The sequence below is a fragment of the Ferrovibrio sp. genome, assembly GCF_025869515.1.
Classification (GTDB): domain Bacteria; phylum Pseudomonadota; class Alphaproteobacteria; order Ferrovibrionales; family Ferrovibrionaceae; genus Ferrovibrio.
This window is the reverse complement of the sequence record NZ_JAOZVR010000008.1, coordinates 1-15,960: the sequence shown is the minus strand read 5'-3', so window position 1 is coordinate 15,960 and position 15,960 is coordinate 1. Positions and strand designations below refer to the sequence as shown.

The following is a 15,960-nucleotide window of genomic DNA, read 5'->3' as shown; positions in this document are numbered from 1 at the left end:
GATCAATTCGGGACGTGTTCCGAACGCAGTTCTTACGGGGAGAACCTATGAAGACGACACTATCGCTGCTTGCCGGTGCCGCACTGATGCTGACCGGCGCCACCGCCCATGCTCAGGATTTTCCGAACAAGACCGTCACCATCGTGGTGCCGTTCGCCGCCGGCGGTCCGACTGATACTGTCGCTCGCCTGGTCGGCCAGGCGATGAGTACTGCGCTGAAGCAGCAAGTGATCGTTGAAAACGTCGGCGGTGCCGGCGGTACGCTGGGTGCCGGCCGGGTAGCCCGCGCCGCGCCGGATGGCTACACTGTCCTCCTGCATCATATCGGCCATGCCACCAGCGCCACGCTGTATCGCAAGCTGCCTTACGACACCATCAACGACTTCGAGCCGGTCGGTCTGGTGACCGACGTGCCGATGACCATGGTGGCGAAGAAGGATCTGCCGCCGAAGGATTTCAAGGAACTCGTCGCTTACGTGCAGCAGAACAAGGACAAGGTGTCCTATGGCAATGCCGGCATCGGCGCCGCTTCGCATCTCTGCGGCCTGATGTTCATGAGCGCCATCAAGGCCCAGATGACCACCGTGGCCTATAAGGGCACCGGCCCGGCAATGAACGATTTGCTCGGCGGCCAGATCGACCTGATGTGCGACCAGACCACCAACACCACCGGTCAGATCAAGGGCGGCAAGATCAAGGCCTATGCGGTGACCACCAAGACCCGTGTGCCGTCGCTGCCCGATCTGCCGACCATGGACGAGGCCGGCATCAAGGGCTTCGAAGTCTCCATCTGGCATGGCGTATACGCGCCGAAGGGCACCCCGAAGGCCGCCATCGACAAGCTGTCGGCAGCCCTGAAGGTGGCGCTGAAAGATGAGACTGTGGTGAAGCGGTTTGCCGAACTGGGCACCGAACCGGTGGCGCAGGATCGTGCGACCCCGGCGGCGCTGGGTGCGCATCTCAAGGCCGAGATTGCCAAATGGGCGCCGGTCATCAAGGCGGCTGGCGAATACGCCGACTGATCGACGCATAGCATTCGCGTAAAACTTGGGGCGCCCTGCCTTTCTGCGGCAGGGCGCCCCTTGTACAACATCCGCCACTGCAGTTGCCGGTACAGGGGGAAGGAATGTCGGGTTTAAGTATACGCAACCAGAAGGATTTCTACTCTGGTCTGCTGTTCATTGTATTCGGTGCGGCCTTTATGTGGATCGCGCAGGACTATGGTTTCGGCACGGCGCGCCGCATGGGCCCGGCCTTTTTCCCGATCATCCTGTCCGGCATTCTGATCGCCATCGGCATCTTCATCGCTGCGCGCGGTATCGCGGTTGCCGAGGAGCCGATGCGCGGCTTTACGCTCAAAGGCCTGGTGCTGGTGATCGCGTCCACGCTGCTGTTCGGCCTGCTGGTGCGCAATGCCGGCGTGCCGCTTGCGACGGCATTGCTGGTCGCCATCAGCGCCTTTGCCAGCCAGCGCTTCAACTGGAAGCCGACACTGGTGCTGGCCATCGGCATGGCGGTGTTCTGTGTTGTTGTCTTTGTCTACGCTCTGGGCCTGCCGATGCCGGTTCGCGGGCCGTGGCTTGGTGGTTGAGGAGAACGAGCCATGGAACTGCTTTCCAATTTGATGATCGGCATCGAAGTCTCGATGACGCCGATCAACTTGCTGTACTGCCTGGGCGGCGTCTTCGTCGGCACCCTGATCGGTGTGCTGCCCGGTCTCGGCCCGACCGCCACCATCGCCATGCTGCTGCCGGTCACCTTCGGCCTGCCGCCGGTTTCGGCGCTGATCATGCTCGCCGGTATCTATTACGGTGCCCAGTATGGCGGTTCGACCACGGCGATCCTGATCAATCTGCCGGGCGAAGCATCCTCGGTGGTGACAGCCCTCGATGGCTATCAGATGGCGCGACAGGGCAAGGCGGGTCTTGCTCTGTCGACCGCAGCGCTTGGCTCCTTCTTCGCCGGTACGGTGGCGACCTTTCTGCTGGCGCTGTTCGCGCCGCCGCTGGCCGAGGTCGCGCTGAAATTCGGTCCGGCCGAATACTTCTCGCTGATGGTGATGGGGCTTGTTGCCTCGGTGGTGCTTGCCCACGGCTCGCTGCCCAAGGCGATTGCCATGATCCTGCTCGGCCTGCTGCTTGGCCTGGTCGGCACCGATGTAACCTCGGGTACGCCGCGCTTCACCTTCGATGTGCCGGAACTGGCCGATGGCATCAATTTCGTGATCGTCGCCATGGGCATGTTCGGTCTCGGCGAAATCATCCGCAATCTGGAGAACGAAGAGGTTCGCGACGTCTTTACCCGCAAGATCAGCGGCCTGTTGCCGACATGGGCCGACTTCAAGCAGATGACGCCGGCAGTGCTGCGCGGCACTGCACTGGGCTCGGCGCTCGGTATCCTGCCCGGTGGTGGCGCCATGCTGGCGTCTTTTGCAGCCTATTCGCTGGAGAAGAAGGTTTCAAAGAACTCTAAGATGTTCGGCAAGGGCGCCATCGAAGGTGTCGCGGCGCCGGAATCGGCCAACAATGCCGGCGCGCAGACGTCCTTCATCCCGATGCTCACGCTCGGTATTCCGTCCAATCCGGTGATGGCACTGATGATCGGCGCCATGATCATCCAGGGCATCCAGCCCGGTCCGCAGGTGATGACCGAACAGCCGGCACTGTTCTGGGGCATCATCGTGTCGATGTGGATCGGCAACTTTTTCCTTGTGGTGCTGAACCTGCCGATGATCGGGCTGTGGGTGCGGATGCTCACCGTGCCCTATCACCTGCTCTATCCGGCCATCCTGGTGTTCTGCGCGATCGGCGTGTTCTCGCTGAACAATTCCGGCTTCGACATTTACCTGATGGCGGTGTTCGGCGTGCTCGGTTATGTGCTGTCGAAGCTGGACTGCGAGCCGGCACCGCTGCTGCTCGGGTTCATTCTGGGTCCGATGATGGAGGAATACCTGCGCCGCGCCATGGTGCTGTCGCGCGGCGATGCGATGGTCTTCATCGAGCGGCCGATCAGCGCCACCATGCTGGCGATGGCCGTGATCGGCCTGATCGTGGTGCTGCTGCCCTCGATCCGGAAAAAACGCGACGAGGCCTTTACCGAAGAGGGCTGAAGCGCGATCTTCTGCAACGTCACCAACGCCGCCGGTTGATCCCGGCGGCGTTTTTTTTATGCGGCCAGGCCTGTGCATGTGCAGCATGGAGACCAAGCATAATTAGTATGGTTGCCCGGGCTTCTCCATCTGGTATTGTTGCCCCGACGCACCGGGTGACCCGGGTGTCAGGGAGCGCAAATCATCGCCAACAGCGAGAGCTTCACGCCGGCCATGCCGCGTGAAAAGCGGGAGGAAACAGGATGCGATACGCAATTGCCATGATGGCAGTGCTGGCCGTTGGTGCGGCAAGCGGTGTGGCCCAGGCGGCCGATCCGATCAAGATCAAGTTCAGCCATGTGGTTGCCGATGCCACCCCGAAGGGCAAGGGCGCGCTGGAATTCAAGCGTCTGGTCGAACAGCGGCTGCCGGGCAAGGTCGTTGTCGAGGTCTATCCCAACTCGCAGCTGTTCGGCGACGCCAAGGAGATGGAAGCCCTGCTGCTCGGCGATGTGCAGATCATCGCGCCGTCGCTGTCCAAATTCGACAAATTCACCAAGAAGCTGCAGGTCTTCGATCTGCCCTTCCTGTTCGACGATATTAGCGCGATCGATCGGTTCCAGAAGGGCAAGATGGGGCAGGATTTGCTCAGCTCGATGAAGAGCAAGGGCTATACCGGCCTGGCCTACTGGCATAACGGCATGAAGCAGTTGTCGGCCAACAAGCCGCTGCGGGCGCCGGAGGATGCCAAGGGCCTGAAATTCCGCATCCAGCCGTCGGATGTGCTGCTGGCGCAATTCCAGGCGCTCGGCGCCAACCCGCAGAAGATGGCCTTCGCCGAAGTTTATCAGGCGCTGCAGACCGGCACCGTGGATGGTCAGGAAAACACCTGGTCGAACATCTATTCACAGAAATTCCACGAAGCGCAGAAATACATCAGCGAAACCAACCACGGCGTGATCGACTATATGGTGGTCGCCAATACCAAGTTCTGGGATGGCCTGCCCAAGGACGTCAAGCCGGTGGTCGAAAAGGCCATGGCGGATGCCACCGTCTTTGCCAACAAGCTGGCGGAAGACATCAACCAGCAGGACAAGAAGCGTATCATCGATTCCGGCAAAACCGAGATCGTCACCCTGACCAAGGAGCAGCAGCTCGCCTGGCGCAAGGCAATGACGCCGGTCTACCAGAAGTTCGAGCCCGATATCGGCAAGGACCTGCTGGACGCAGCGCTCGCCTCCAACAAGGCAAGCTGATTCCGACGCGGTGTCGCCCGGGGGGATGCGACACCGCGATTCGGCATGCAGGGACCGGGAATAAGCTGTGATTGAAAAAATCATGAACCGGCTGGAGGAGGGGATGATCATCCTCCTCCTGTCCGCTATGACGCTGCTTACCTTCGCCCAGGTGGTGGCGCGCTATGTGTTCAATTCCGGCTTCGTCTGGGCGCTGGAAGTCACCACCTATATGTTCGCCTGGCTGGTGCTGATCGGCATCTCCTACGGCGTCAAGGTCGGGTTCCATATCGGCATCGATGTGGTGGTGAAGCTGCTGCCGCCACGGGCGCAGCGCCATATCGGGCTGCTCGCCAGCCTGCTCTGCCTGGCCTATGCCGTGATCCTGCTGATCGGCAGCTATCGCTACGTCGATACCATGCACATGCTGGGCGTGGAGGCCGAGGATATCGCGGTCGAACGCTGGCTGCTGGCCATCATCCTGCCGATCGGTTTCGGATTGCTCGGCTGGCGTCTGCTGCAGACGACCTGGCGCATTCTGCGCGGACACCAGACGGAGCTGCTGGGCGATGAGGCGGCGGAAGTGCTGCGCGCCCATGCCGCCGAATATGAAGCCGAAAAAGCTGCCCGGCTGAAGGACGAGGGCCAGAAAGACGAGGGGCCCGGCCGATGACCACGCTTTTCCTGTTCGTCGCCCTGTTCGTCTTCATGGCGCTCGGTATTCCAATCAGTATCGCGCTCGGCCTGTCCAGTGTGCTGACCATCATGCTGTTCGCCCAGGATTCGCTGGCCTCGCTGTCGCTGAAATTCTTTGCGACGATGGAATTGTATACCCTGCTGGCGATTCCCTTTTTCATTCTCGCCGGCGCTTTCATGACTACGGGCGGCGTGGCGCGCCGGATGATCGATTTTGCCATCAGCTGCGTCGGCCATACCTATGGCGGCCTGGCCATCGCTTCGGTGATCGCCTGCATGCTGTTTGCCGCCGTATCCGGCTCCTCGCCGGCCACCGTGGTGGCCGTCGGCTCCATTGTGATCGCCGGCATGGTGCGTACGGGTTACAGCAAGGAATATGCGGCTGGCGTGATCTGCAATGCCGGCACGCTCGGCATTCTGATCCCGCCCTCGATCGTGATGGTGGTTTATGGCGCCGCCACTGAAACCTCGGTCGGTCGCCTGTTCATGGCGGGTGTGATCCCGGGCATTCTGCTCGGGCTGATGCTGATCGCGGCGGTGTATGTTTCGGCCCGGATTCTCGATCTGCCGCGTCAGCAGCGCTCCAGCTGGGCGGAACGGCTGCGCACCGGCCGCGACGCCAGCTGGGGGCTGATGCTGATCGTCATCATCCTGGGCGGCATTTATGGTGGCATCTTCACGCCTACCGAAGCAGCGGCAGTGGCGGCTGTCTATGCCTTTATCGTGGCGGTGTTCGTGTACAAGGACATGTCCTTCGCGCGCGTGCCGCGTGTGGTGCTCGAGGCGGGCAAGACCACGGTGATGCTGATGTTCATCATCTGCAATGCCTTCCTCTTTGCTCATGTGCTGACCACCGAACGGATTCCGCAGGCCATCACCGAAACCATCGTGGCCTGGGGGCTACAGCCCTGGACCTTCCTGATCGTGGTCAACATCCTGCTGCTGATCGCCGGCAATTTCATGGAACCCTCGGCGATCATCCTGATCCTGGCGCCGATCCTGTTTCCCATCGCCATGGAACTGGGCATCGATCCGGTGCATCTGGGCATCATCATGGTGGTGAATATGGAGATCGGCATGATCACGCCGCCGGTCGGACTGAACCTGTTCGTCACCTCCGGAATCACCGGAATGCCGATCCTGCAGGTGGTGCGTGCGGCGTTGCCCTGGCTGTCCATTCTGCTGGTCTTCCTGATTATCACGACCTACGTCCCGATCATGTCCACCTGGCTGCCCGACCTGCTGTTCGGGCCCGCCAGCAAATAAACCTCCCGGCGCCGGTTTACGGGGTGTTTTGCTTTAGCGTGACGCACCCTATATCCTGAGGGCTATGGACAAGGACAATCGCATGCCGACCCGGGCCTCGACCCATGAGGTCGAGGCGTTTTTGCGCCAGGTGGCTTTGAGCCCGCGGGCAGCGCCGGCGGCCGATGGCCGCGGCAGGCTGGTCTTTGCCATGGATGCCACCGCCAGCCGCCGCGCCACCTGGGACGAAGCGCAGCGTATCCAGGCCGAGATGTTCCGCACCACGGCGGCGCTTGGCGGTCTCGATATCCAGCTCGTTTTTTTCCGCGGCCTCGGCGAATGCAAGGCGTCTGCCTGGGTGTCGGAAGCCAATGCCATGCTGCGGCTGATGCGTCAGGTCGAATGCGTCGGCGGCCATACCCAGGTCGAGCGCGTGCTCAAGCACACCCTGGCCGAAGGGCGCGAGCGCCGGATCAATGCATTGGTCTATGTCGGCGATTGCCTGGAGGAAAGCCCGGACGATGTCGCCATGCGGGCCGGCGAACTGGGCCTGCTCGGCGTGCCGATCTTCGCCTTCCAGGAAGGGGCGGAACCGCGCGCCAGGGCCTGCTTCCAGGATATGGCCCGTTTGACGCGGGGTGCCTATTGCAGCTTCGATGCCTCCAGCGCCGCAACCCTGCGCGAACTGCTTTCGGCTGTGGCGGTCTATGCCGCCGGCGGTTATCGCGCGCTGGAGAATTTTGCCGCCGGCTCGGGTCGCGAAGTCCGGGCCCTGATCGGACAGATGCGGTAGCCATGATCGCCTATCTCGCGCTCGGCGTCGTCGGTGTGATCCTGCTGCTGCTGGGCGCGCGCGGCTTCGTCAATGCCGATCCGAAATTCCTCGCCAGGATACTCAAGATCGCTGCCGCTGTGATCTGTGGCGGGCTGGCAGTGTTTTTTCTCGTCCGCGGCCGTTTCGACATGGCGATGATGCTGGGGGCGGTGGCGGCCGCCGCGCTGGGCTATCTGCCGCGCAGCCTTCTGCCTTTCAGTAACCTGTTCGGCGGTCGCGGCCTGGGCAGCGGCTGGCAGAAAGCGCGGACCGGCCAGGACGATATCGATGGCCGGGGCAGCAGCGGCTCCGGCCAGCAGTCGACGGTGGAAACCGGCTGGCTGCGCATGCAGCTCGATCATGCCACCGGCCGCATGGATGGCGATGTGCTGCAGGGCCGCCATGCCGGGCGGCGCCTGTCGTCGCTGGGTTTTGAGGAACTGATTCTGCTGCTGCGCGATTGCCGCGGCAGCGACAATCAGGCTGCCGCCCTGCTGGAGGCCTATCTGGATCGCAGCATCGGTGAGGATTGGCGCGAACGCGCCGCCAGCGGTGATGCCGGCGAAACTGCATCGCCGGCTGCCAATGGCGCCATGACCCGCGAACAGGCCTGGGAGGTGCTGGGCCTGCAGCCGGGCGCTGCGGACGCCGAGATCCGCGCGGCGCATCGCCGGCTGATGAAAAAATTCCACCCCGACCAGGGCGGCTCGACCTTCCTGGCGGCGCAGATCAACCGCGCCAAGGACCTGCTGCTGGGCGACTAGCGCCGTGTCAGCGCAACTGCACGCGCCAGTCGGCCGGCAGTTCTATCAGCGTCGCTTCGCCGCTGGCCTTGCTGTAGCGGCAGAGCAGATGCGCCGGCGCCTGCTTCATATGCGGCTGCGGCCACACATCCCGCCGACCAGAACCAGCACTTCGTCGCCGAAATCCGCCGGCTGTGCCAGGGCCGCCGCATCCAGCAGACCGCTGGCGGCGGCGCAGCGCCGGCCGGCTTCGGCGAACAGGCCCTGCCAGGCGGCAGGCGTCGACGCTGCTGCCGGCTGCAGCGACGCCAGCAGCAGTGTAATCGACAGAGCAGTGAGATGCGCGCGATCCGGCATGCCGACAGCTAAGCAATGCAATGTGGCATTTCGGCGACGATGATTGCATGCCGACAATTCATCGGTTCTGGCGCTTCGCCGTCATCGCTACAATACGGACGACCTCGATTCCAGGACCGCCCGATGACATTGCCGATCGATCCCGCCGTCGCCGAAGCCGTGGTGCAGGGACAACTCGATGCCTATAACGCGAAGGATATCGACGCCTTCATGGCCTTCTGGGCTGGCGATGCGCAGGTCTATGTCCATCCTGCGACCCTGCTGGCCGATGGTGCGGCTGCGATCCGCGCGCGGCATGTGCTGCGGTTCCAGGAACCCAACCTGTTCGGCCGGCTGCTCCAGCGCATGGTGGTCGGCAATACCGTGGTCGACCGCGAGGTGGTGAGCCGCACATTTCCGGAAGGGCCGGGCAGGGTGGATGTGATCGCGATCTATGAGCTGGTCGGGGACGGCAGCGACCCGGTGCCGAAGATCGCCCGCGCCTGGTTCGTCATGGGCGAGCCAGTGCTGGATGCTGAAGATTTGGCGGAAAATGGTGCCGGATGAGGGGATTGAACCCCCGACCTTCGGTTTACAAAACCGCTGCTCTACCGCTGAGCTAATCCGGCCCGGACACTGCGTCCGGCGACTGTTTACGTGAGCTGCTGGCGGCGGGCAAGCCGATCCGGCGGCAGTGGCGGGAAAATCGCAAAATTCCGTCGTCTTCGTGGTGCCGGTCACTGGTCCGGGGCGGCAATGCGGCCGGCGATTTCGGCGGCGGCATCCTGCAATCGGCTAAGATGCCTGGCCACCATCTCGGTCCGCGTGGTGGCGCCGGCGGCCCAGGCCAGGCTCAGGCAGGCCAGCACGCGTCTGCCCTGCAGAACCGGCACGGCGATGGCATCGGCCTGGCTGCGTTCGGCGATGCCCCAGCGGCCATAGCCGGTCTCGCGCACGGCATAGCCACGCGTGCGATCATTCGCCAGATCGGCCAGCACGGCAGACGGATTCCGGGCGGCATGGTCATACGGGTCGCCTGAGCGGCTCAGCCGCGTGAGGATCGCGCGCCGTTCGGCAGCCGGGCTGAAAGCGAGATGGGCCCGCCCCATGGCGCTCATCAGCATATGGACGCGAAAACCGATGCGGTCGCGATTCACCATGAAAGGTGTCTGGTGCCGGCTGCTTTCAAGGATCTCCATGGCGCCATCCTTGTAGACGGCGATGTCCGAGGGCCAGAGCATGTCGCGGCACAGCCGGTCCAGCACCGGAGCGGCCTGTTCGGCGATGGCGTCTTCCACGCCGAGATTCTGTCCGAAGAAACGCACGCTGGCACTGACGCGATAACGGCCGTCTCTGGACGAGCGGCGGGCAACGCCGCCTTCCTCCAGTGTTTTCAGGATGCGCAGCAGGGTTGGCTTGGCCAGCCCTGTTTCGTCATGCAGGTCCTGCAGGCTGGCGCTGCGATGGTTGTGCAGCGCTTTGAACACATCCAGCCCGCGCGCGAGTGCGCGCACTGATTTCACCCGAACCTGCACAAGTCCTCCCTTATTTTGTTTCCTGCAGTGTTACACCAGGTGAAACTCCGGTGGAAGAGGGTTCCGCTTCTCCGGAGCCGGGTCCACTCTTTCGCCACAGCCGCGCGAGACGGCATGACAGGGAGGAAATAACCATGATCAACCGTCGATCCTTGATGGCCTATACGGCAGCTGCTGCGGCCACTGTATCGGTTGCAGGCCGCGCCATGGCCCAGCTCGCGGCGCAGCCGATGCGGATCGTCTTTCCCTTTACCGCGGGAGGCTCCGGCGATGCGCTGGCACGCCTGCTGGCGGACAAGCTGCGCATTGGCCTCGATCAGCCGGTGCTTGTCGACAATCGTACCGGCGCGGCAGGGAGGATAGGTGTGCAGGCGGTGAAATCGGCGGCGCCCGACGGCAAGACGCTGCTGCTGACGCCGATCGCGCCGGTCGCGGTCTACCAGCATGTCTATCGCGACCTCGGCTATGATCCGATCAAGGATCTCATGCCCATCTCACAGGTCAGCACGATGGATTTCGCGCTGGCGGTTGGCCCCTCCTTGCCGGTGAAATCGGTCAAGGAGCTGGTCGCCTGGTGCAAGGCCAATCCGGCGCAGGCCAATTACGGCACGCCCGGCGCCGGCACACTGCCGCATTTCTTCATGGTGCTGGTCGGCCAGGCGGCGGGCATCGACCTGCAGCATGTCAGCTACAAGGGCTCGGCCGGCGCCATCGCTGACCTGGCCGGCGGCCAGCTGCCGATGGTGCTGAGCACCACGCCCGATTTGATGAGTCTGCACAAGGCGGGCAAGATTCGCGTCATCGCCACCTCCGGCACAGCGCGGTCGCCCTTCCTGCCCGATGTGCCGACCTTCATCGAGAGCGGCTATAAAATCCAGGGCGATACCTGGTATGGCATGTTTGCGCCAGCGGGTACGCCGGTCGAGGTTATCAAACGTCTCAGTGACATTCTCATCGCCGCCCTGAAGACGCCCGAACTACGAGACAAACTCTCCAATCTCGGCCTGCAGCCCACCGGCACCAGCGCGGAGGAACTGCGCACGATCCTGCAGCGCGATTCCGCCGCCTGGGCTCCGGCCGTGGCGGCATCGGGTTTCAAGCCGGAGAACTGACCGGCGCCACTGCCTTCATATCCAGTATCACGCGTGCGAGATCATGGCTGCCGTTCGTAATATCCTGTTCATCATGGCCGACCAGTTGCGGGCCGATTACCTCTCATGCACGGGGCATCCGACATTACAGACACCGCATATGGATGCACTGGCGAAACGTGGCGTCCTGTTCGACCGCGCCTATTGCCAGGCGCCGGTCTGCGGTCCGTCACGCATGTCTTTCTATACCGGCCGCTACATGACGAGCCATGGCGCGACCTACAACAACGTGCCGCTGCGTGCCACGGAACTGACGCTGGGCGACTATCTGCGGCCGCTCGGCTATCGCGTGGCGCTGGTCGGCAAGACCCATATGAAAAGTGACGACGAGGGGATGAAGCGGCTCGGCGTCGATCCGAAGTCCTCGCTCGGCGTGCTGATCTCGGAATGCGGATTCGAGCCTGTCGAGCGCGACGACGGCCTGCATCCGAACCAGTTGCTCGATCCCGACCTGGCCTATAACACCTGGCTGCGCAACAAGGGCTATGTCTCGGACAATCCCTGGCATGATTTCGCCAATGCCGCCGAAGGGCCGGATGGCGAAATCCTCAGCGGCTGGTACATGCGCAATGCCAATCTGCCGGCGCGAATCCGCGAGGAGGATTCCGAAACGCCCTACATGACCGACCGGGCGATCGATTTCATCCGCGAGTCCGGTGACAGACCCTGGTGCCTGCATCTCAGCTATATCAAGCCGCACTGGCCCTATATCGCGCCGGCGCCGTATCACAACATGTATGGCATCGACCAGATTCTGCCGGCGCACAGGCGCGAGGCCGAGCGGCAGAATCCGCATCCGGTGGTCGAAGCTTTCATGCAGCATGAGGAGTCGGTGAATTTCTGCCGCGACGAGGTGCGCGAGACCGTGATCCCGGCCTATATGGGGTTGGTGAAGCAACTCGACGACCATCTCGGCCGCCTGTTCGCTTTCCTCGAAGCTTCCGGCCGCATGCAGGATACGCTGATTGTGCTGACCAGCGACCATGGCGACTATCTTGGCGATCACTGGCTTGGCGAGAAGGAACTGTTCCACGAGGAAAGCGTGCGCATTCCGATGATCGTCTGTCATCCCGACGCCGCTGCCGATGCGACGCGGGGCAGGGTGGATCATGCCTTCGTCGAGGCCATCGACCTGATTCCCACTTTTCTTGAAGCGGCCGGCGGTGCGCCGCAGCCGCACCGGCTGGAGGGCCGCTCGCTGCTGCCGCGCCTGTTCGGACAGGGCGCGGCGCATTGGCGCGATGCTGCTTTCAGCGAATGCGACTATGCCTTCCGTCCGGCGCGGCAAACCCTGAACCTGCCGCCCGACCGCGCGCGTGCCTACATGGTGCGCACCGACCGCTGGAAATACATCGCCTATGACGGTTTCCGGCCGCAGCTGTTCGATCTGCGGGACGATCCGGGCGAATACACCGACCTGGGCGAGAGCCCAGACCATGCGGCGATCCGCGCGGATCTGGCCGCCCGGCTGTTCGACTGGCTGCGCCAGCGCCGCATCCGTACCACGCTGTCGGATGCCGAGGTGGAAAAGCGCACCGGCACGGCCAAGGCGCGCGGCATGCTGTTCGGAGTCTGGTAAACCGGCTTCTGACATGGGCCCGGGGAGAAAAACGGCGGTTTCCGGGCTGCACAAGGCACTTGATAATCACTCGCAATAAAGCTAAAACTGTCTCTGCGAATGAGTTGCAAGACGATTCTGATTTGCGATGGGGTGCCGCGTGTCAATGCGTGATTTTGTCGGGGCCGAGAGTCAGATCGAGCACAAGGCATCCGGCCACTGGCCGACCAGCGTGCAGGAACTGAGCGAAGGCGAGCGCCTGGTGCTCTGGGCCTTCCGGCGCTGGGTGTCCGGCCACGAGCACCTGCCGATGCTGGCGCGCGAATTCGACCGCCAGTTCCGTCAGGTGGAAGCTCGTCCGGCCCTGATCGCGCTGGATGCCGCCCTGATCGGCCTGACGCGGCATGCCCGCCGCACCATCGTCTATCATCAGCCCTGCTGCGCCTGCCTCGGCGCCGATGAAGTCTGCATCATCTCCATCGTCGCCGCCCTGCAGAACGATGCCACTGCCGCCGCCCGCGCGATGGCGCAATGGCTGATGCGCGGCGAGGGCGTCGACGGTTTCACCGCCGCCCTGGAAGATTTCGCCGATTGCCTGACCGGCAGCGGCCACGACCTGCCGTACCGCACGCGTCCAAATAATGCGGCGCGCGGCACGACCAAGCTGTCGCGGCCTGTCGCCATGCGTCTGCATTGACGGAGGCGACCGATGTATATCTGCCTCTGCCATGGTTTCACGGACGGCGATGTGCGCGGCGCCATCAAGCACGGCTGCAAATCGGTGGCGGCGGTCTATCGTCATCTCGCCGACCGCCCGCAATGCGGCAAATGCGTGCCCGACGTGCGCTGCATGCTGCATGAACATCGCGAGGCCCAGCACGGCGCCGCCGCGCTGATCCCCGCCGGTGCTTTTGCCGAAATGGAAGGGGCGGATTGATGGGCAGCAGCATGCTGGAACTCGTTCTGTTTGCCGCAGCCAGCCTTGGCATTGTGCTCTCCACGCGTATCGTCCTGCGCATGATGCGCAGTCGCGCAGCGATTGAGAGGAAGTCGCAGAGATACTGAGGGCATCGCGGTTTTCTTTGCGACTAACTCGTAATTTCACGCATTTTTCTTGAGCCTTTGAAAACCCGGGCGTAAGCCTCGTGCCAGTCCGCGCGCTCGTTAGCGAGTCGCGCCTTTCAGCATGAGGAGCCTCCCATGAAGGGCGACAAGAAGGTCATCCAGCATCTCAACGGCGTGCTGAAGAATGAGCTGACCGCGATCAACCAGTATTTCCTGCATGCCCGCATGTGGAAGAGCTGGGGCTTCGAGCGGCTCGGCCATCACGAATACAAAGAATCGATCGAGGAGATGAAGCACGCCGACAAGATCATCGAGCGCGTGCTGCTGCTCGACGGCATGCCCAACCTGCAGGACCTCGGCAAGCTGAAGATCGGCGAGACGGTGCCGGAAGGCCTGTCGGCCAATCTGGATCTCGAGCGCAAGGGCCGCGTCGATCTGATCGCCGCCATCGCGCATTGCGAAAACGTGCAGGATTACGTCAGTCGCGAAATCCTCACCGAAATCCTCGACGATACCGAGGAGCATATCGATCATCTGGAGACCCAGCTCGATCTGATCGACAAGGTCGGCCTGCAGAATTACCTGCAGTCGCAGATGGGCGAGGGCTCGCCGTCGTAACATCGGCGCGACGGACATGAAAAAGGCCGGAGATGATCTCCGGCCTTTTTTTGTTTGCGGCAGGCTTGCGCCTGGCGTAGCGATCAGCCGCGCACGCATTCATAGAGCGCGACGGCCGCGGCGGCCGACACGTTCAGGCTTTCCACCGCACCGGTCATCGGCAGCCTGGCGAGAAAATCGCATTTCTCGCGCGTCAGCCGGCGCAGGCCTTCATCCTCGGCGCCCAGCACCAGTGCCACGCGTTTGATGTCGCTGACCGCCTCGGCCAGGCTCTTCTCGGTTTCCATTTCCAGGCCGACACGCCAGAAGCCGTATTCGGCCAGCAGGTCCAGCGCGCGCGACAGATTGGTCACGCGGATCAGCGGCACCACTTCCAGGCCGCCCGAGGCCGCCTTGGCCAGCGCACCGGTGGCTTCCGGCGCATGGCGGTCGGTGACGATCACGGCGCGGGCGCCGAAAGCAGCGGCCGAGCGCAGGATGGCGCCGACATTGCGCGGATCGGTGACATGATCGAGCAGCAGCACGACCTCGCGGCCACCTTCTTCATCGAGCGGCTCTTTCAGCGACTCGACGCCGGGATCGTCCAGCGGATCGGTCAGCATGGCGATGCCCTGGTGCACGGCGCCGGGCGGCAGCAGGTTGTCGAGCTTCAGCTTGTCGACGGTTTCCGGCTGCTGGCTGAGCCGGGGCAGGCGGTCCTGCAAAGCCTCGCGGGCCTCGCGAGTCAGCAGGATGCGGCGGATCAGGCGCTCCTCATTCTCCAGGGCCGCCAGCACCGCATGGCTGCCATAGAGCCAGACCGGCAGGTCGCCGCGGTATTCCCGGTTGCGCGGAGCGAATTTATCGCCGCCGTAGCCCGAGGTATGGGCGCCATGGCGGTCGCCATGACGCTGCTCCTGGCCACGGCCGGCATCCCGTCCTGTAGCCTGCCCCGAATCTCGCTCCGGGCGGCCTTCGGGCCGTTTGGGGGCAAAGTCCCGTTTTCCGCTTTCGCGCCGGTCGTCCCGGCGCTCATCCCTGCGGTCAGAGCGCCCCTCCGGCCGACCTTCCGGGCGGCTTTCCCGGGTCGGCTTGCCCTGCGACCCGTAGGGGCGGGGCTTGGCGCCATAGGGCTTGGAACCGGCGGGTTTGGAGGCGACCTTGCCGTGGGCCTGATTCGCGCGGCCGGGCTCGCCGGACCCCGCTCCGGGGCGCTTGTCCCGGGATTTGGAATGAGAGGAGCCGCCTTTGGCGGCGGGGCGGGTGGGGTTCCGGGCGTCCGGCTTGCGTCTAGACATGGCGCCCCTTATAGTTTGGTGCGGTAGAAGCAACAACATTGCCGCCCACCTCAAAAGTTTGAGGATTGGGGGGCGATGGTGGTGCTTTTGTCGCGTTTATCCATTGACATGCGGATATCCCTTCGGTAGTCGGGGGGCCCGGTTGGAGGGGTGCCCGAGTGGCTAAAGGGGACGGACTGTAAATCCGTTGGCGTACGCCTACGCTGGTTCGAATCCAGCCCCCTCCACCATTCTCCGCGCTGACCAGGAAACGCTTAGGCGTCAAAGGGTTAGTAGAGTGTCTTGAGGAGTAACGCGAAGCGGCGGGTGTAGCTCAGTGGTAGAGCCCCAGCCTTCCAAGCTGGTTGCGAGGGTTCGATTCCCTTCACCCGCTCCAGCTTGTTGGGCGGACGCGCAGTTGAGTAAAGCGAGGTCCGCCTGCGGCAAACGGTCACGCGAACGGCGCTGAAATGGCGCGGCGCAGGATCGGGTGCCACCCGTCAACCCACCCGGGGTCCCGCAGGGGACTTCGGCCAGAAACTGGTCGGACAACAGGAATAGAGCGATGGCCAAGGCAAAGTTTGAGCGTACGAAACCGCATTGCAACATTGGTACGATCG

The 15,960-nt window shown here is 63.3% G+C and carries 17 protein-coding genes and 3 tRNA genes; 16 read left to right on the top strand and 4 right to left on the bottom strand.

What is annotated here, in order from left to right:
- Nucleotides 1–47: 47 nt before the first annotated feature.
- From OJJ21_RS00895 to OJJ21_RS00860, 8 genes are all read left to right on the top strand, one after another.
- Nucleotides 48–1,022, top strand: a complete 975-nt coding sequence (locus tag OJJ21_RS00895) for a tripartite tricarboxylate transporter substrate binding protein BugD (protein WP_297682399.1) — start codon at nt 48–50, stop codon at nt 1,020–1,022.
- A 104-nt stretch (nt 1,023–1,126) separates the two neighbouring features.
- Complete coding sequence (locus OJJ21_RS00890) at nt 1,127–1,591, top strand: tripartite tricarboxylate transporter TctB family protein (protein WP_297682397.1); 465 nt, start codon at nt 1,127–1,129, stop codon at nt 1,589–1,591.
- 12 nt (nt 1,592–1,603) lie between these two features.
- Nucleotides 1,604–3,109, top strand: coding sequence for a tripartite tricarboxylate transporter permease (locus tag OJJ21_RS00885; RefSeq protein WP_297682395.1), 1,506 nt, complete (start codon nt 1,604–1,606; stop codon nt 3,107–3,109).
- 242 nt (nt 3,110–3,351) lie between these two features.
- Nucleotides 3,352–4,344 carry a TRAP transporter substrate-binding protein gene (locus tag OJJ21_RS00880; RefSeq protein WP_297682393.1) on the top strand — a complete coding sequence of 331 codons (993 nt, stop codon included), beginning with the start codon at nt 3,352–3,354 and terminating at the stop codon, nt 4,342–4,344.
- 103 nt (nt 4,345–4,447) lie between these two features.
- Complete coding sequence (locus OJJ21_RS00875; RefSeq protein ID WP_297682391.1) at nt 4,448–4,996, top strand: TRAP transporter small permease; 549 nt, start codon at nt 4,448–4,450, stop codon at nt 4,994–4,996.
- On the top strand, nt 4,993–6,285 hold the full coding sequence (locus tag OJJ21_RS00870) for a TRAP transporter large permease (protein ID WP_297682389.1): 1,293 nt from the start codon (nt 4,993–4,995) through the stop codon (nt 6,283–6,285). Before OJJ21_RS00875 ends, OJJ21_RS00870 begins: the two co-directional genes overlap by 4 nt.
- Before the next feature lie 82 nt (nt 6,286–6,367).
- Nucleotides 6,368–7,057, top strand: a complete 690-nt coding sequence (locus tag OJJ21_RS00865; RefSeq protein WP_297682387.1) for a VWA domain-containing protein — start codon at nt 6,368–6,370, stop codon at nt 7,055–7,057.
- A gap of 2 nt (nt 7,058–7,059) precedes the next feature.
- The gene (locus OJJ21_RS00860; RefSeq protein ID WP_297682385.1) at nt 7,060–7,842 is read left to right on the top strand and encodes a DnaJ domain-containing protein; all 783 of its coding nucleotides are present in this window, start codon (nt 7,060–7,062) and stop codon (nt 7,840–7,842) included.
- Between the two features lie 105 nt (nt 7,843–7,947).
- Here OJJ21_RS00860 and OJJ21_RS00855 read toward each other — a convergent pair whose 3' ends face one another.
- Nucleotides 7,948–8,178, bottom strand: a complete 231-nt coding sequence (locus OJJ21_RS00855) for a hypothetical protein (protein ID WP_297682383.1) — start codon at nt 8,176–8,178, stop codon at nt 7,948–7,950.
- A gap of 123 nt (nt 8,179–8,301) precedes the next feature.
- Here OJJ21_RS00855 and OJJ21_RS00850 point away from each other — a divergent pair, with 123 nt between their 5' ends.
- On the top strand, nt 8,302–8,724 hold the full coding sequence (locus OJJ21_RS00850) for a nuclear transport factor 2 family protein (protein WP_297682381.1): 423 nt from the start codon (nt 8,302–8,304) through the stop codon (nt 8,722–8,724).
- Here OJJ21_RS00850 and OJJ21_RS00845 read toward each other — a convergent pair.
- Both OJJ21_RS00845 and OJJ21_RS00840 read right to left on the bottom strand, forming a co-directional pair.
- A tRNA-Thr gene (locus tag OJJ21_RS00845) sits at nt 8,712–8,786 on the bottom strand. The two genes, OJJ21_RS00850 and OJJ21_RS00845, sit on opposite strands and share 13 nt — an antisense overlap.
- 108 nt (nt 8,787–8,894) lie before the next feature.
- A complete protein-coding gene (locus tag OJJ21_RS00840; RefSeq protein ID WP_297682379.1) occupies nt 8,895–9,671 on the bottom strand; it encodes a helix-turn-helix domain-containing protein in 777 nt (258 codons plus the stop codon).
- Between the two features lie 155 nt (nt 9,672–9,826).
- Here OJJ21_RS00840 and OJJ21_RS00835 point away from each other — a divergent pair, with 155 nt between their 5' ends.
- The 5 genes from OJJ21_RS00835 (at nt 9,827) to bfr (ending at nt 14,084) form a co-directional block, all read left to right on the top strand.
- Complete coding sequence (locus tag OJJ21_RS00835; RefSeq protein WP_297682377.1) at nt 9,827–10,804, top strand: Bug family tripartite tricarboxylate transporter substrate binding protein; 978 nt, start codon at nt 9,827–9,829, stop codon at nt 10,802–10,804.
- 43 nt (nt 10,805–10,847) lie between these two features.
- Nucleotides 10,848–12,422, top strand: a complete 1,575-nt coding sequence (locus OJJ21_RS00830) for an alkaline phosphatase family protein (protein ID WP_297682375.1) — start codon at nt 10,848–10,850, stop codon at nt 12,420–12,422.
- A gap of 145 nt (nt 12,423–12,567) precedes the next feature.
- Nucleotides 12,568–13,098 carry a hypothetical protein gene (locus OJJ21_RS00825; protein WP_297682373.1) on the top strand — a complete coding sequence of 177 codons (531 nt, stop codon included), beginning with the start codon at nt 12,568–12,570 and terminating at the stop codon, nt 13,096–13,098.
- A gap of 12 nt (nt 13,099–13,110) precedes the next feature.
- Complete coding sequence (locus OJJ21_RS00820; protein WP_297682371.1) at nt 13,111–13,338, top strand: (2Fe-2S)-binding protein; 228 nt, start codon at nt 13,111–13,113, stop codon at nt 13,336–13,338.
- A gap of 263 nt (nt 13,339–13,601) precedes the next feature.
- Nucleotides 13,602–14,084 carry a bacterioferritin gene (bfr, locus tag OJJ21_RS00815; protein WP_297682369.1) on the top strand — a complete coding sequence of 161 codons (483 nt, stop codon included), beginning with the start codon at nt 13,602–13,604 and terminating at the stop codon, nt 14,082–14,084.
- 83 nt (nt 14,085–14,167) lie between these two features.
- Here bfr and rlmB read toward each other — a convergent pair whose 3' ends face one another.
- Nucleotides 14,168–15,361 carry a 23S rRNA (guanosine(2251)-2'-O)-methyltransferase RlmB gene (gene rlmB, locus OJJ21_RS00810; RefSeq protein WP_297682367.1) on the bottom strand — a complete coding sequence of 398 codons (1,194 nt, stop codon included), beginning with the start codon at nt 15,359–15,361 and terminating at the stop codon, nt 14,168–14,170.
- Nucleotides 15,362–15,505: 144 nt separating this feature from the next.
- Between rlmB and OJJ21_RS00805 the strand changes: the two genes are divergently transcribed.
- Together OJJ21_RS00805 and OJJ21_RS00800 are read left to right on the top strand one after the other, a co-directional pair.
- Nucleotides 15,506–15,591, top strand: a tRNA-Tyr gene (locus OJJ21_RS00805).
- 72 nt (nt 15,592–15,663) lie between these two features.
- A tRNA-Gly gene (locus tag OJJ21_RS00800) sits at nt 15,664–15,737 on the top strand.
- The last annotated feature ends 223 nt before the right edge of the window (nt 15,738–15,960 follow it).

Coding starts and splice junctions, on each gene's coding strand:
- OJJ21_RS00895 (WP_297682399.1), top strand. CDS start 48: ATGAAGACGACACTATCGCTGCTTGCCGGTGCCGCACTGATGCTGACC.
- OJJ21_RS00890 (WP_297682397.1), top strand. CDS start 1,127: ATGTCGGGTTTAAGTATACGCAACCAGAAGGATTTCTACTCTGGTCTG.
- OJJ21_RS00885 (WP_297682395.1), top strand. CDS start 1,604: ATGGAACTGCTTTCCAATTTGATGATCGGCATCGAAGTCTCGATGACG.
- OJJ21_RS00880 (WP_297682393.1), top strand. CDS start 3,352: ATGCGATACGCAATTGCCATGATGGCAGTGCTGGCCGTTGGTGCGGCA.
- OJJ21_RS00875 (WP_297682391.1), top strand. CDS start 4,448: ATGATCATCCTCCTCCTGTCCGCTATGACGCTGCTTACCTTCGCCCAG.
- OJJ21_RS00870 (WP_297682389.1), top strand. CDS start 4,993: ATGACCACGCTTTTCCTGTTCGTCGCCCTGTTCGTCTTCATGGCGCTC.
- OJJ21_RS00865 (WP_297682387.1), top strand. CDS start 6,368: ATGCCGACCCGGGCCTCGACCCATGAGGTCGAGGCGTTTTTGCGCCAG.
- OJJ21_RS00860 (WP_297682385.1), top strand. CDS start 7,060: ATGATCGCCTATCTCGCGCTCGGCGTCGTCGGTGTGATCCTGCTGCTG.
- OJJ21_RS00855 (WP_297682383.1), bottom strand. CDS start 8,178: ATGCCGGATCGCGCGCATCTCACTGCTCTGTCGATTACACTGCTGCTG.
- OJJ21_RS00850 (WP_297682381.1), top strand. CDS start 8,302: ATGACATTGCCGATCGATCCCGCCGTCGCCGAAGCCGTGGTGCAGGGA.
- OJJ21_RS00835 (WP_297682377.1), top strand. CDS start 9,827: ATGATCAACCGTCGATCCTTGATGGCCTATACGGCAGCTGCTGCGGCC.
- OJJ21_RS00830 (WP_297682375.1), top strand. CDS start 10,848: ATGGCTGCCGTTCGTAATATCCTGTTCATCATGGCCGACCAGTTGCGG.
- OJJ21_RS00825 (WP_297682373.1), top strand. CDS start 12,568: ATGCGTGATTTTGTCGGGGCCGAGAGTCAGATCGAGCACAAGGCATCC.
- OJJ21_RS00820 (WP_297682371.1), top strand. CDS start 13,111: ATGTATATCTGCCTCTGCCATGGTTTCACGGACGGCGATGTGCGCGGC.
- bfr (WP_297682369.1), top strand. CDS start 13,602: ATGAAGGGCGACAAGAAGGTCATCCAGCATCTCAACGGCGTGCTGAAG.
- rlmB (WP_297682367.1), bottom strand. CDS start 15,361: ATGTCTAGACGCAAGCCGGACGCCCGGAACCCCACCCGCCCCGCCGCC.